Origin of the sequence: Dorea longicatena, from assembly GCF_024168045.1 — a bacterium.
Classification (GTDB): Bacteria; Bacillota; Clostridia; order Lachnospirales; family Lachnospiraceae; genus Dorea_A.
This window is the reverse complement of record NZ_CP100126.1, coordinates 2,747,599-2,763,003: the sequence shown is the minus strand read 5'-3', so window position 1 is coordinate 2,763,003 and position 15,405 is coordinate 2,747,599. Positions and strand designations below refer to the sequence as shown.

Annotated in this window: 13 protein-coding genes; 9 read left to right on the top strand and 4 right to left on the bottom strand. The window is 43.4% G+C overall.

Features of this window, described 5'->3' with window-relative positions:
* The first annotated feature begins 12 nt into the window (after positions 1–12).
* The 3 genes from atpG to atpC all read left to right on the top strand — a co-directional run bounded on the left by atpG (position 13) and on the right by atpC (position 2,815).
* A complete protein-coding gene (atpG, locus tag NKF87_RS13245; RefSeq protein WP_055194242.1) occupies positions 13–915 on the top strand; it encodes an ATP synthase F1 subunit gamma in 903 nt (300 codons plus the stop codon).
* Positions 916–999: 84 nt separating this feature from the next.
* Positions 1,000–2,397, top strand: coding sequence for a F0F1 ATP synthase subunit beta (gene atpD / locus NKF87_RS13240; protein WP_253583685.1), 1,398 nt, complete (start codon positions 1,000–1,002; stop codon positions 2,395–2,397).
* A 1-nt stretch (position 2,398) separates the two neighbouring features.
* Positions 2,399–2,815: an ATP synthase F1 subunit epsilon gene (atpC, locus tag NKF87_RS13235; RefSeq protein ID WP_006428762.1), complete on the top strand. Its 417-nt coding sequence runs from the start codon at positions 2,399–2,401 to the stop codon at positions 2,813–2,815.
* A gap of 86 nt (positions 2,816–2,901) precedes the next feature.
* Here atpC and NKF87_RS13230 read toward each other — a convergent pair whose 3' ends face one another.
* Positions 2,902–3,948: an AraC family transcriptional regulator gene (locus tag NKF87_RS13230; RefSeq protein ID WP_117597608.1), complete on the bottom strand. Its 1,047-nt coding sequence runs from the start codon at positions 3,946–3,948 to the stop codon at positions 2,902–2,904.
* Between the two features lie 175 nt (positions 3,949–4,123).
* Between NKF87_RS13230 and araA the strand changes: the two genes are divergently transcribed.
* The 3 genes from araA to NKF87_RS13215 all read left to right on the top strand — a co-directional run bounded on the left by araA (position 4,124) and on the right by NKF87_RS13215 (position 8,137).
* The gene (araA, locus tag NKF87_RS13225) at positions 4,124–5,623 is read left to right on the top strand and encodes an L-arabinose isomerase (RefSeq protein WP_055284346.1); all 1,500 of its coding nucleotides are present in this window, start codon (positions 4,124–4,126) and stop codon (positions 5,621–5,623) included.
* Positions 5,624–5,755: 132 nt separating this feature from the next.
* The gene (locus NKF87_RS13220) at positions 5,756–7,348 is read left to right on the top strand and encodes a xylulokinase (protein ID WP_117597607.1); all 1,593 of its coding nucleotides are present in this window, start codon (positions 5,756–5,758) and stop codon (positions 7,346–7,348) included.
* 87 nt (positions 7,349–7,435) lie between these two features.
* A complete protein-coding gene (locus tag NKF87_RS13215) occupies positions 7,436–8,137 on the top strand; it encodes an L-ribulose-5-phosphate 4-epimerase (RefSeq protein WP_055284348.1) in 702 nt (233 codons plus the stop codon).
* Between the two features lie 81 nt (positions 8,138–8,218).
* On the opposite strand, the gene NKF87_RS13210 is transcribed toward NKF87_RS13215, so the two are convergent.
* From NKF87_RS13210 to aroF, 3 genes are read right to left on the bottom strand one after another with little or no spacing between them, the layout of a single operon-like run.
* Positions 8,219–8,965, bottom strand: a complete 747-nt coding sequence (locus tag NKF87_RS13210) for an SDR family NAD(P)-dependent oxidoreductase (RefSeq protein WP_117597606.1) — start codon at positions 8,963–8,965, stop codon at positions 8,219–8,221.
* A gap of 24 nt (positions 8,966–8,989) precedes the next feature.
* Positions 8,990–10,051, bottom strand: a complete 1,062-nt coding sequence (gene aroB, locus NKF87_RS13205) for a 3-dehydroquinate synthase (protein WP_055284350.1) — start codon at positions 10,049–10,051, stop codon at positions 8,990–8,992.
* Positions 10,052–10,085: 34 nt separating this feature from the next.
* Positions 10,086–11,099 carry a 3-deoxy-7-phosphoheptulonate synthase gene (aroF, locus tag NKF87_RS13200; RefSeq protein WP_117597605.1) on the bottom strand — a complete coding sequence of 338 codons (1,014 nt, stop codon included), beginning with the start codon at positions 11,097–11,099 and terminating at the stop codon, positions 10,086–10,088.
* Between the two features lie 239 nt (positions 11,100–11,338).
* Between aroF and NKF87_RS13195 the strand changes: the two genes are divergently transcribed.
* The 3 genes from NKF87_RS13195 to NKF87_RS13185 all read left to right on the top strand — a co-directional run bounded on the left by NKF87_RS13195 (position 11,339) and on the right by NKF87_RS13185 (position 15,379).
* Entirely contained in the window at positions 11,339–11,968 is a 630-nt protein-coding gene (locus NKF87_RS13195) for a 4'-phosphopantetheinyl transferase family protein (protein WP_117597604.1), read from the top strand.
* A 16-nt stretch (positions 11,969–11,984) separates the two neighbouring features.
* Positions 11,985–13,739, top strand: a complete 1,755-nt coding sequence (locus NKF87_RS13190; protein ID WP_055284353.1) for a glycoside hydrolase family 2 protein — start codon at positions 11,985–11,987, stop codon at positions 13,737–13,739.
* 170 nt (positions 13,740–13,909) lie between these two features.
* Positions 13,910–15,379, top strand: coding sequence for a helix-turn-helix domain-containing protein (locus NKF87_RS13185; protein ID WP_253583683.1), 1,470 nt, complete (start codon positions 13,910–13,912; stop codon positions 15,377–15,379).
* Positions 15,380–15,405: the final 26 nt, after the last annotated feature.

Below are 15,405 nucleotides of genomic sequence, written 5' to 3'. Positions count from 1 at the left end.
GCGGGTGTAGCTATGGCAAATGCAAAAGAGATTAAGGAAAGAATGGCCAGCATCGAAGAGACGAGAAAGATAACAAATGCCATGTATCTGATCTCTTCTTCGAAGATGAAACAGGCCAAGAAAAAGCTTGCTGACACAGAACCTTTCTTCTATGCCATGCAGGCAGAGATCGCCAGAATTTTGCGGCATGTGCCGGATATGCACAGCCAGTTCTTTGATGGCCGTGAGAGTATCCCGGCTGAGGAAAGAAAGATTGGCTATATCGTTGTAACTGCTGATAAAGGACTTGCCGGGGCATATAATCATAACGTGATCAAGGCAACTGAAGAACTGTTAAAGAAACCGGGAAAGCATAAATTATTCGTACTTGGAGAAGCCGGAAGACAGTACTTTGCCAAGAGGGAAGGAATTGAGATGGATACTCAGTTTCGTTATACCGTCCAGAATCCAACATTACACAGATCGAGAGTCATTTCTTCGGAGATGGTAGAACAGTTCAGAAATGGAGATCTGGACGAGATCCACATCATATACACACGTATGATCAATGCTATGACAGCGGAGACTGAGGAACAGAAGCTCCTTCCTATGAAGAAGACGACCTTCCTTCCGGAAGATATGCCGGCTCTTGTCGGAACCGGACTGTATCAGGAAGATATGGTGTTCTGGCCATCCACACACAGTGTGATGGCGAACATTGTTCCGAACTACATCAACGGTATCGTATATGGATGCCTGGTAGAGGCCTACTGCAGTGAGCATAATGCCAGAATGCAGGCAATGCAGAATGCAACAGACAGTGCAACAGATATGCTGAACGAATTAAATATTACTTATAACCGTGTCCGTCAGGCAGACATCACACAGGAATTGACAGAGATCATCGGCGGAGCCAATGCGCAGAAACGGAAGTAAGATACAAAGTTCACAAATGGCGGAACTGTATACAGAACAAATAATAACCACGAAATAATAAAAAAGAAAGTGGGCAGCAGTAATATGACAAAAGGAAGAATCGTACAGGTCATGGGACCTGTCGTAGACGTAGAATTTAATAGTAGAGAAGAACTTCCATTTATCAAAGATGCCCTGGAAGTAGGCAATGGCGGAAAACGTTGCGTCATGGAAGTAGCCCAGCATGTAGGTAACAACATTGCACGTTGTATCATGCTGGCTTCCAGTGAAGGTCTGCAGAAGGGAATGGAAGTTACCGCTACCGGAGCTGGTATCAAAGTGCCGGTAGGTGAGAAGACTCTGGGACGTCTGTTCAATGTACTTGGAGAGACGATCGATAACGGAGAACCAATTAAAGACAGCGAAGAATGGGTTATCCACAGAAAAGCACCAAGCTTTGAAGAACAGAGCCCGGCTGTCGAAGTATTAGAGACAGGGATCAAGGTCATTGACCTTCTGACACCTTATGCGAAAGGTGGTAAGATCGGTCTGTTCGGTGGTGCCGGTGTAGGTAAGACCGTACTGATCCAGGAGCTGATCCATAACATCGCAACAGAACATGGTGGATATTCCATCTTCACCGGTGTCGGAGAGCGTTCCCGTGAAGGTAATGACTTATGGACAGAGATGAGAGAATCAGGTGTACTTGATAAGACAGCTTTGGTATTCGGACAGATGAATGAACCACCTGGATCTCGTATGCGTGTCGCTGAGACAGGACTTACAATGGCAGAATATTTCCGTGATGTAGAGCACCAGAATGTGCTTCTCTTCATCGATAATATCTTCCGTTTCGTACAGGCTGGTTCGGAAGTATCCGCACTTCTCGGACGTATGCCGTCAGCCGTAGGTTATCAGCCGACACTGGCAAACGAAATGGGTGCCCTTCAGGAACGTATCGCTTCTACAAAGAACGGATCTGTAACATCCGTGCAGGCCGTATATGTACCAGCCGATGACTTGACGGACCCGGCTCCTGCAACAACATTCTCGCATTTGGATGCAACAACCGTACTTTCCAGAAAGATCGTTGAACAGGGTATCTACCCGGCTGTAGATCCACTGGATTCGACATCCCGTATCCTGGAGCCTGCAGTTGTAGGTGAAGAACATTACCAGGTAGCACGTAAGGTACAGGAGATCCTTCAGAAATACAAAGAATTACAGGACATCATTGCAATCCTTGGTATGGAAGAATTATCCGAGGAGGATAAGCTGACAGTAGCTCGTGCAAGAAAGATCCAGAAATTCCTGTCACAGCCATTCTCAGTGGCTGAGACATTTACCGGTGTTCCTGGAAAATATGTTCCACTGAAAGAGACTGTTCGTGGATTCAAAGCGATCATTGACGGAGAGATGGATGAATATCCGGAAAATGCATTCTTCAATGTGGGTACGATCGAAGACGTGATCGCGAAGGCGAAGGCAGAAGGAGTGGCTTAGTATGAGCACATTTTCATTGAAAATTATATCCACGGATAAGGTCTTCTACGATGGCAAATGTGAATATCTGGTGATTCCGACTATAGACGGGGAAAAAGGTATTCTGGCTCATCATGAGAACATGGTCATTGCAGTGGAGATCGGAGAACTGCGTTTCCGTAAGCCGGACGGCGAGTGGGTAACAGCAGTTGTATCCAAAGGATTTGCAGAGATCGTGAATAACCGTGCTTCTGTACTGGTCAATACGGCAGAGCGTCCGGAAGACATCGATGTGAAGCGTGCAGAGGAAGCAAAGGAACGAGCCGAAGAGCAGCTTCGTCAGAAGCAGAGCATTCAGGAGTATTATCTGTCACAGGCTTCTATGGCCCGTGCCATGACACGACTGAAAGCGTCCAGAAACAGACGCGGGGATATCTGATCTGAGAAATTAATAAAAGCTATGATAAAAAGAGCTGTCGTTTTACGAAATGTATTCGTGAAAACGACAGCTCTTTTTGCGGTGATTTATCTTGTATGCCGCCTGTAGCTTGCAGGCGTCTCTTCATATTTTTCCTGGAATAATTTATAAAAATATCCTTTGTTATGATATCCCACAGAATCAGCAATTTCCTCAATACTCTTATCGGTCGATACAAGTAGATGCTCTGCACGCTCGAGACGGATCTGCTGGAGATAAGCGGAATAGGTAAGCCCGGTCTTACGCTTGATCAGGCGATTGAAGTAATCTTCCTGATAGTGGAATTCATTTACCAGATCCTGAATGGTGATATCTCTAAAATGTGCCCGGATATAATCTGAGATCTCTTCGAATACGATCCAGTTCATCGTCTGCTTCTGCTCTTTGGAAAGAGAAAAATCATACTGCGTACTTAAGATCCTGAATATGCGGAATAACAGACCTTTTGTGATGTATCGTGATCCGCTGTCCGGCGAATAAGATTCTTTCAAAAGCAATAAAAGACTGTCGTCCAGAGCTTCACTTGCTCCGGCTGATGGACGGAAATGCAGGAATTGCTGGACATCCTTTTGCTTTAATAAGGCAGACTGCAGGAAAGAAAGAATCTTCTGCGGGGTGCTGTTCTCGTTCATGATCTCCGTAAACATATCATTGGCGATTCCAAGAAAAAGAACCACTCCCGACTGGTCCGTCAGACAGTCCTGATGCAGGCAGTTCTTGTCGATCAGGCAGAGTTCTCCTTTTTGGAATACGACATCTTTATTCAGTATCCGCTGATGAAATTCCCCATCTACAACGTAAGAAAGCTCCAGATAATCATGCGTGTGAAGCTGCGTATATTCTCCATCCGAATAAGAATAATGGTAACAGAAATTCTCCGGGGAGGGCATCATTGTTGCATACAGATTACCAGGAGAATCAAAGTTCCAGCATAACAGGAAACTGCGGTCCTGACTGAGTAACGGATAAGTCTTAACTTCCTGGACGGACTTGGAATATTCCGGACAGATAAGTCTTGCGCCTAATTTATGGTTTTCCGGAAGAAGCCGGGCATCAGGTCCTGTGATCCGGCGGCAAAAATCGGATAAATTCATACAAATACCTCCTTGACATCTAGTATGATTATACCATAACAGAGGTCGGAATAGGTAACAATTTTTCCAAAAGTGCAGAGTTTAGAGATTGAGAAAGTAAGTTTGTATTTTTATAATAGAGACATAATAAAGCTGTAGACGAAACAGAAAATTTGAATGAAAAGGAGTAAAAAATATGTTAAAAACAAAAAATTATCAGTTTTGGTTCTGTACAGGATCACAGGATCTTTATGGAGATGAGTGTCTTGCACACGTAGCAGAGCATTCAAAGATTATCGTAGATGCGTTAAATAAATCAGGAAACCTTCCATATGAAGTCGTATGGAAACCAACCATGATTACAAATGAAGTAATCAGAAAGACATTCAACGAAGCGAATACAGATGAGAACTGTGCCGGTGTTATCACATGGATGCATACATTCTCTCCTGCAAAATCATGGATCTTAGGATTACAGGAGTACAGAAAACCATTACTTCACTTACATACACAGTTCAACCGTGAAATTCCATATGACACTATCGACATGGATTTCATGAATGAGAACCAGGCAGCACATGGTGACAGAGAATATGGACACATTTTCAGCCGCTTGAATATGGAGCGTAAAGTTGTTGCAGGATATTGGGAAGATGAAGACGTTCAGAAACAGATCGGATCATGGATGCGTACAGCAGTTGGTGTTGTAGAAAGCAGCCACATCAGAGTTATGCGTGTAGCTGACAATATGAGAAACGTTGCTGTTACAGAAGGTGACAAAGTAGAAGCTCAGATTAAATTCGGATGGGAAGTAGATGCTTATCCTGTAAATGAGATCGTTGAAGCTGTAAATGCTGTATCTCAGGCAGATATTGATACATTAGTAGAAGAGTATTATGACAAATATGATATCCTTCTGGAAGGAAGAGATGAGAAAGAATTCCGTGAGCATGTAGCAGTGCAGGCTGGAATCGAACTTGGATTTGAAAGATTTTTGGACGAGAAGAACTATCAGGCAATCGTAACACACTTCGGAGATCTTGGTGGACTGAAACAGCTTCCGGGACTTGCAATCCAGAGACTGATGGAAAAAGGTTATGGATTTGGAGCAGAAGGTGACTGGAAGACAGCTGCTATGGTACGTGTTATGAAGATCATGACTCAGGGAATGAAGGATGCTAAGGGAACTTCATTCATGGAAGACTATACATACAACCTTGTACCAGGAAAAGAAGGCGTTCTGGAAGCTCATATGCTTGAGGTTTGCCCGACAATCGCAGATGGAAAGATCAGCATTAAAGAGCAGCCACTCAGCATGGGTGACAGAGAAGATCCGGCAAGACTTGTATTCACATCTAAGACCGGACCGGCTGTTGCAACATCTCTGATTGACCTCGGAGACAGATTCCGTCTGATCATCAACGATGTAGACTGCAAGAAGACAGAGAAACCAATGCCAAAACTCCCTGTAGCAACAGCATTCTGGACACCACAGCCGAACTTAAAGGTTGGAACAGAAGCATGGATTCTGGCAGGAGGAGCTCATCATACAGCATTCTCTTATGACTTAACAGCAGAGCAGATGGGTGACTGGGCAGCAAGCATGGGAATCGAAGCCGTATACATTGATAAGGATACAACAATCAGACAGTTCAAGAACGAACTCCTGTGGAACAGTGTTGCATTCCGGAAATAATTGAAATTATCACATAAGCAGTAACATTTCATTTTGCAGGGGATATCAAATAGATATTTCCCTGCAAAAATAGTATAATGGGTAGTATATAAAAAGAAAACTTATAAAAATAATATTAGGAGGAAGCGTACAATGAGTAACATAAAAGAAATCATTGAGAGCGGAAAAGCGTTTCTGGGAATCGAATTCGGTTCTACAAGAATTAAAGCGGTACTGATCGATGAGGAGCACAATCCAATTGCATCCGGAAGCCACACATGGGAGAACCGTTACGAGAACGGACTGTGGACTTACTCTCTGGATGATATCTGGACAGGTCTTCAGGACAGTTACCGTGACATGGCAGAAAATGTACAGAAAGAGTACGGAGTAACAATTAAAAAACTCGGAGCGATCGGATTCAGTGCCATGATGCATGGATATATGGCATTTGACAAAGAAGGAAAGCTTCTTGCACCATTCCAGACATGGAGAAACAGCAATACAGGAAAGGCTTCTGAAGTGCTGGTAGATTTGTTCCGGTACAACATACCACTGAGATGGAGTATTGCGCATCTGTATCAGTGTATCCTGGATAAAGAAGAGCATGTAAAAGATATTGCATTTATGACAACGCTTGCGGGGTATATCCACTGGCAGATGACAGGTGAGAAGGTTCTTGGTGTAGGTGATGCATCCGGAATGTTCCCAATTGATATGAATACAAAAGATTACGATGAAGAGATGATCCAAAAGTTCGATAAACTCATCGAAGGTGAGAACTATCCATGGAAAGTAAAAGAGATCCTTCCTAAAGTTCTGGTAGCAGGAGACGCAGCCGGTATCCTGACAGAAGAAGGAGCAAAGAAACTTGACCCTACAGGCAATCTGGAAGCAGGAATTCCACTTTGTCCTCCGGAAGGAGATGCAGGAACAGGTATGGTAGCTACAAACAGCGTAGCACAGCGTACAAGCAACATTTCCGCAGGTACTTCATTCTTCTCTATGGTTGTCCTTGAGAAGCCTCTGAAAGATTTGCATACAGAGATTGACATGGTTACAACACCTGACGGAAGTCTGGTTGCTATGGTGCATTCCAATAACGGAACCACAGACCTGAATGCATGGGTAAATCTGTTCAAAGAATTCGCAGATTCTATCGGAGCAGACGTGGATATGAACCAGATGTATGGAACACTTTACAATAAAGCACTGGAAGGCGATGCTGACTGCGGCGGAATCCTTTCTTACGGCAACTATGCAGGAGAGCCTATCACAAATGTAGAAAAAGGACGTCCGATGGTAGTAAGAACACCGGAGACAAAATTCACTCTGGCGAACTTCATGAGGTCTCATCTGTACACAGCACTTGGTGTTATCAAAGTCGGAATGGACATCTTAACAAAAGACGAAGGTGTAGAGATCGATACTGTTCTCGGTCATGGAGGACTCTTCAAGACAAAAGGTGTCGGACAGAAGATTTTGGCTGATGCGATCAACACACCGGTCGTAGTTATGGAGACAGCAGGAGAAGGCGGACCATGGGGAATGGCTATCCTGGCTGAGTACATGGTAAAACGTGCAGAAGGTGAGAAACTGGAAGATTATCTGAAGAATAAAGTATTCGGAAGCAATGCCGGAAGCAGAATTGATCCGGATCCGGAAGGCGTAGCAGGATACGAAGCATTTATGGAGACATATAAGAAGGGACTTGACGTAGAGCGTAGAGCTTGTGCTGATCTGTAAAAGCTGTCATATTGTGTAAAAGTAGAGGGGACACGGTGATGTCCCCGTATCTGTTATGATATAGAAGAGGTAAAGGAGATAAGAAAAATGCTGGAAGAATTGAAAAAAGAAGTATATGAAGCAAACATGCTTCTTCCAAAATATGACCTGGTAACATTCACATGGGGAAATGTAAGCGGAATCGACCGTGAAAAAGGTCTTTTCGTAATCAAACCAAGTGGAGTAGATTATGATAAATTAACACCGGAAGACATGGTTGTTGTTGATCTTCAGGGAAACAAAGTAGAAGGAGACTTAAATCCATCTTCTGATACAGCGACACACGTAGAACTGTACAACAGATTCCCGAATATTGGCGGCGTTGTGCATACACATTCTCCATGGGCAACAAGCTGGGCTCAGGCAGGAAGAGGAATTCCTTGTTATGGAACTACACATGCAGATTATCTGTACGGAACAGTACCATGTGTAAGAAATCTTACAAAAGAAGAAATTGACGAAGCTTATGAGAAAAATACAGGTGTCCTGATCGCAGACAGATTCGATGAAGATGATCTGGATTATGTTGCAACACCTGCAGTACTCTGCAAGAATCACGGACCATTTACATGGGGCAAGGATGCTCACGAAGCAGTTCATAACGCAGTGGTATTAGAGGAAGTTGCCAAGATGGCAGCAAGATGCGAAATGATCAACCCGGACGTAAAACCTGCACCACAGGAATTACAGGATAAGCATTACTTCAGAAAACATGGAGCAAATGCTTATTATGGACAGCCAGGGAAATAAATGAATTGGTGTTAAAAAAGGATTACAAGAGACACTGCCAGTGATGACAGTGTCTCTTGTAGTCTTGGTATTCATTCGGTTTTATACTGTTGTGAACAGGTCGACAGACTGTCCGGTCATAACTGCCGGTGAATCTGCCAAAAGGTAGATGATTGCTTTTGCAACATCTTTTGAGCTTCCCATCGGGCAGCCGTCCTGTCCTACAGAGTGGTTGTAGACTCTCTGTCCCGGTGTGTCCACGATTCCAGGAGATACGGCATTGCATTTGATTCCGTATTCTTTGGTCTGGATAGCAGTTGTCTTGGTCATGGTTACGATACCGCCTTTTGCAACAGCGTATGCACCCATCTGAGATGCAATACGACCCATTCTTGAAGATACATTTACGATATCTCCTTTTTCTTGTTTTATCATTACAGGTACAACATTTTTAGTTACAAGGAATGGGATTCTCAAGTTTGTTTTGATGATCTGATCCCACTGTTCTTCTGACCATTCCCAGATCTTAATTGCCTGATGTTCGATATTTTTGTAGATCTCTTTTGGGTATCCGCCTGCATTGTTAACGAGAATATCAATTCTTCCGTATTTATCAACAACAGTTTTGACCATGTCGGCAACCTGTTCTCCGTCTGTAAGGTCTCTGGAAAGTGAGATTGCTGTTCCGCCGGCATCTTCGATCATTTTTACTGTTTCATCAAGATCAGACTGTGTTCTTGCTACTGTTACGACAGTGGCACCTTCAGCAGCAATAGCAAGTGCTGCGTCACGTCCGATTCCTTTTCCTGATCCTGTTACGATTGCGATTTTTCCTTCTAATTTACCCATGACATATATCCTCCAAAATTATATTTATACAAGCCTTGCTGTTTCAGCAAAGAACTGAATGTCTGTAGCTTCGATGTAGCTGTTACCGATTTCATGAAGTAGTATGACGTTGAGATTACCGTTCAGATTCTTCTTGTCTAAGGCGATCGCTTCGGTTAATGTCCCAAGAGTGAGACCGCATTCAAAAGGAAGTCCGTAGGTTTTTAAAACCTGCTGGATACGGTCTGCAGTTCCTTTTGGTGTTAATCCTTTTTCCTCGGCAATCATGGTAATCTGATACATGCCAATGGCAACGGCTTCGCCATGACTTTCCCGCTGATAATGGAAATGTTGTTCAATGGTGTGAGCCAGTGTGTGTCCGAAATTCAGTAACATACGCTCACCTGTGTCAAACTGATCATTTTCTACAACCATTCGTTTGATATCTACACAGCGTGTGATGATGGCAGGCAGTTCTTCTTTTAAATCTTCAAAAGAACTGTGTGATTCCAAGGTACTAAATAAATCCGCATCTTTGATGCAGCCGTATTTGATAACCTCTCCCATACCATCGTTGATAAATCGTTCCTTCAGCGTGTTAAGTACCAGTGGATCGATCAGCACCAGTGAAGGCTGATAGAATGCGCCGACCAGATTCTTGCCTTCCGGAAGGTCTACTGCGACTTTTCCACCGACAGAAGAATCAACCTGCGCCAACAGTGAAGTTGGGATCTGTACCAGTCTTACACCTCTTAGATAACTGGAAGCGGCAAATCCTGCAAGATCACCGATGACACCGCCGCCAAGAGCAATGACCAGATCACTTCTGGAAATCTTTGCTTCCAGCATGGCTTTGTAGACTGTCGGAAGTGTCTGGAAATCCTTGGTGGCTTCTCCGTGAGGGAGTACCAGATGATGGCATTCATAATCTGAATCCAGTGTACGGATCAGTGTATCTCCGTATAGAGGAAATACATTATCGTCCGAAATGATCATAATGCGTTTGCCGTGATACATCTTACGGATATAGTTCCCTGCCTGGGACAATATATTATTTTCAATATAAATAGGATAACTGTCTTTTTCCAGATTAACTGTAAGTTTCATTTTAAAGCTCCTGTAAACTATGAGGCTGCATACATTAGATGGATTTTCCGACTACATTTGCAATCTGTGCAACCTGTTTGAGTAATTCGTCGTATTTATTAGGTTTTAATGACTGTGCTCCGTCGCAGAGTGCAGATTCGGGATCGTTGTGTACTTCTATCATCAGTCCGTCTGCTCCGGCGGCTATAGCAGCCATTGCCATGGAATCTACTAACCACCATTTTCCACCTGCATGACTTGGGTCAACGATGATTGGAAGATGTGTCAGTTTACGAAGTACAGGTATACTCTGAAGATCCAGAGTATTTCTTGTATAGCTTTCGAAAGTACGGATTCCACGTTCGCAGAGGATGACATTTTCATTACCGGATGCCATGATGTATTCTGCTGACATGATCCATTCTTCGTAAGTAGCATTCAGACCCCTTTTTAAGAGGATTGGACGATCAAGCTGCCCCAATTCTTTTAACAGGTCGAAGTTCTGCATATTACGTGCACCGATCTGGATAAGATCTACTTTTTCGTTAAATACATCAAGGTATTTGTCGGACATCAGTTCAGTTACGATCGGAAGACCGGTCTCTTCTTTAACTGCGGTTAAGATATCAAGACCTTCAAGCCCGAGTCCCTGGAATGAATAAGGGCTTGTTCTTGGCTTGAATGCACCTCCGCGGAGTAAGTTGGCTCCGGAAGCTTTTGCTGCCCGGGCAATTTCAAGAACCTGTTCGTATGATTCTACGGAACAAGGACCGGCGATCATTGCAAGATTGTCTCCGCCGACTTTTACGCCGGATACATTGATAATGGAATCTTCCGGATGGAATGCACGGTTAGCTAATTTGTACGGTTCCTGTACATGCATAACTTTATCAACTGCAGAATCAATCTCGAATAATTTGGAATCAACTTTGGCTGTGTCACCGATACAGCCGATCACTGTCATCTCCTTGCCTTGTACAATATGTGTGTCAAGACCTCTCTTTTTGACCATGTTCTCAACACGAGAAACATCATCTTTTGTAGTATATGGTTTTAATACGATAATCATAATTAATATCCTCCAATATGTATGATCATTGTGCCTGTGTGATATTTTCTTTCTCGTGTGAATCTGTTGTGGTCGCACTGTAAAATATTCGCACTGCAAAACTTTAAATACTTAAAGTATAAAACTAATGATATATTAACGCAATGGAATTTGATTGTCAATACTTTTATTGGATAAATTCTTTCATTTTTTTAAAAGTGTGTTAGACTAAAATTGTATAGTAAAAAGGGAGTGGGAAAATGGTAAATGTATGGGCAGCAGATATTACACCACTATTAATAGAAGAAATATATCGTGCATATTATAACAGGGTGCCAAAGTGGAGAAAGGAAAAAGCGGATAAGCTGCGGAATGTGGCAGACCGTGCAAGGAGTGTCGGTGCATGGATCTTATGGGAGAAGATACAAGAGATGACCGGACTTCAGGAAGATGCTGTATTCAATCTGTCGCATTCGGGAAAGTATGTATTGTGCGCCTGCAGTGACCGGGAAGGCGTGCAGGTCGGATGTGATGTGGAGATGACGGGAGCATTAAGGATGTCAGTAGCTGAACGCTATTTCTGTCCATCAGAATGTAAGATCATCCGTGCAGGTGCGGATGAAAAAGAACAGGCAGAATGGTTCTACCGTTTCTGGGTATTAAAAGAAAGCTTTATGAAAGCCACCAGGAGGGGCATGGGACTGGATATGCGGACATATGAATTTGCCTGGAGGCCGGATGGCATACCATATATGAGAAAGCAGCCGGATGAATATCCCGGGATCTACCTGTGCAGGGAATATGAATTGAAGCAGGGGGATGCAAGAGCCGCAGTGATTACGACAGATGATGAAATCGGGGGGAGATTACAAGAAGTCAGACTTGCTTAAAAAGGGGTGTATGAACATGAGACAGTTAAAGACGAAATGGGCAGACAATATAAATGAAAAGAATGTATTAGGGGAATATCCAAGACCATTGATGCGCCGGAAAAGTTATGTGAATCTGAACGGTGTGTGGAAATATGCAATAAAAGACACAAAAGGATTTCCAAAGAAAATGAACGGAGACATATTGGTCCCGTTTTCACCGGAGGCAGCACTGTCGGGAGTCGGAAGACAGTTAAAGCCGGATGAGTTTTTATGGTATAAAAGGAGTCTTCCGGAAGAGATAAGACCAGAAGCAGGAAGCCGCTGGCTGCTTCATTTCGGAGCTGTGGATCAGTGTGCAGTTGTCTATGTAAATGGAAAGAAACAAGGAAAACATGTGGGCGGATATCTGCCGTTTTCATTCGATGTTACGGATGCATTGCAAGAAGAAAGAAATATACTGACAATAAAAGTAAAAGATTATTCCGATACATATTATTACAGCAGGGGAAAACAGAAATTAGAAAATGGCGGGATGTTCTATACGGCGCAAAGTGGAATCTGGCAAACGGTATGGATGGAAAAGGTTCCGGAGTATCACATCAAAGATCTGAAGATCACACCGCTTTATGATCAGTCTTCCGTTATGATACAGCTGGAAGATGCCGCCGGAAGAAAAGATATCGACTATGATGTGACGGTAACGGCAAGAACGATGTGGCCGTTAAAAACTGCCGGTAGGACAGGGAGACCATGTATGGTGAGAATTCCGCATATGAGAAACTGGAGTCCGGAGGATCCGTTTTTATATGATGTGCATATAAAGATGGGGAATGATTCGGTAGAGAGTTATTTTGCCATGCGTAAGATAGAAGTGAAGAATGACAAAAACGGAATCCCGAGGATCTTTTTGAACAACAAACCATATTTTCAAAAAGGAGTTCTGGATCAGGGATACTGGCCGGACGGCTTGTATACACCACCGTGTGATGAAGCAATGATCTATGATATCCAGAAGATGAAGGATCTGGGGTTTAATATGATCCGGAAGCATATCAAGATAGAACCGCAGAGATGGTATTATCATTGTGACCGGATTGGCATGCTGGTATGGCAGGATATGGTGAATGGAGGACGTGAATATAAGAGCTGGTATGTTACCTGGCTGGCAACAGCTATGGAAGGAACACATATCCGTGCAAAGGATACAAGGCTGCATCTGATGGGACGTCAGGATCCGACCGGACAGAAACAGTTTGAAAGTGAAATGAAAGAAACGATCCGGCGGTTATATAATCATCCGTCCGTTGTGACATGGGTGATATTTAATGAGGGCTGGGGACAATTCAAGACGAGGAAGATGACAGACATTGCTCTGGCAGAAGATCATACCAGATTGATTGATTCTGCAAGCGGATGGTTTGATCAGGGATGTGGGGATATCAAAAGTATTCATGATTATTTCTTCCCGTTGAATATCACACCGGAAAAGCGGGTGACAGCGCTTACCGAATTCGGGGGATACTCGCTTCAGATTCCGAAGCACAGTATGTATGAAAAAGATATTTACGGATATAAGATATTTAAAAGAAAAAAAGATCTCAGCAGAGCGTATGAAAAATTGATAAAAAAACTCGTTATCCCGAATATCAGCAGGGGGTTAAGTGCGACGGTCTATACGCAATTATCGGATATAGAAGAAGAGGTAAATGGAATTCTTTCTTATGACAGAAAAATAGTAAAAATCGATGAAAATGTGGTGAGGGAATGGAACGAAAAACTTCATTTTTAACCGGAAATTCAGGGAAAATTGATGAGTTGCGTAGTTGACGTGATTTCGGTGATTTGTTAGAATATAAAAGGGAAAAATAAAGATTTATCAAGATAGAAAATTGTTTACAAAACCATAAAAAAACACATGAGGAGAGTATGGGAGCGTAAGAATAATTAAGGAGGAAGACGATGTTGGAATTAACATTTGGAGAACAGGTCAAGATCATTCTGAGCCGTAAAGGAATGACCATCAAAGAACTTGCAGAAAAGATAGAAAAACAGACAGGAAAAAAGATGTCGCGCCAGAACCTGACACAACGTCTCGGAAGAGATAATTTCCAGGAGCAGGATATGCGTATGATCGCAAAGATTCTGGAATGCCCGTTCTATTTAGATATATTAGAAGAACATGAAGACCGCACAGAGAAACCGGTGAAAGAACAGAAAGCTGCAGAACCGGAACAGAAAGAGGCACCTACAAGAGCGGAAGAAAGGGATATTACGATTGGAGAACTGGTCGATATTCATAAAGAATTAGATGCGATTGAGAAGAAGAAAAGCAAGAAAAAAGCAAAGAAAGTTGTAGAAGAGAATCCGGAATATGTCCAGGAGACGATTTTTGACTTCTTTGTGAATGAGAAAGCAGCAGAGCCGGAAGTAGAAGCAGAGGCGGAAGTGGAAGCAGAGCCGGAAGTAGAAGCAGAGCCGGAAGTAGAAGCAAAGCCGGAAGTAGAAGCAGAGCCGGAAGTAGAAGCAGAGGCGGAAGTAGAAGCAGAGGCGGAAGTGGAAGCAGAGCCAGTATATGAAGAAGCAGAGCCGGAGTATGCAGAAGAGCCGGAAGTAGAAGCAGAGCCGGAGTATGCAGAAGAGCCGGTATATGAAGAAGCAGAGCCGGAGTATGCAGAAGAGCCGGTATATGAAGAAGCAGAGCCGGAAGTGGAAGCAGAGCCAGTATATGAAGAAGCAGAGCCGGAGTATGCAGAAGAGCCGGTATATGAAGAAGCAGAGCCGGAGTATGCAGAAGAGCCGGCATATGAAGAAGCAGAGCCGGAGTATGAGGAAGAGCTGGAAGTAGAAGAGCCGGAAGTAGAAGAACCGGAAGTAGAAGAACCGGAACCAAAGAAGACTGAGACAGAGAAGAAGGCACATGGCTGGAGAGCATTTTTCGGAATCCATAAAAAGCATGAAGAACCGGTGAAAGAAGAAAAAGAGGAAGAAAAACCGGAAATCCAATATCATGAATTTGATTATTCAGAAGATGGAGAATCAGGAGAACTTGCAGAAGAGTTTCTTCCAGATGAACCTGAGGAAGCAGAGACATATGCCGCAGAGACAGAAACGGCTGCTTATGAAAATGCAGAACAGTTAAATACGAACTATGATGCAGGACATCAGAACAGGTATGCACAGGAGAATGAAGAGGATTTATTTACATCAACGGAAGAGGATCTTGAGAAAGGGGAACTTAACCCTTACACCGGACATGAATATGAATCGAACAGTGTAAGAATGCATCCGAACCGGATCGGCTATGTGCAGGTATATGACCGTGGAAGTCATCAGTGGACAGATATGACGGAGTGGGCGTTTCTCGGATATCAGGAGCGTAAGAAAGCGTTACTTGGCAAAGATTATGAGCCGCCGATCTATCTGGATTAATGGAAAATGAACTTAAGAAAGTAATG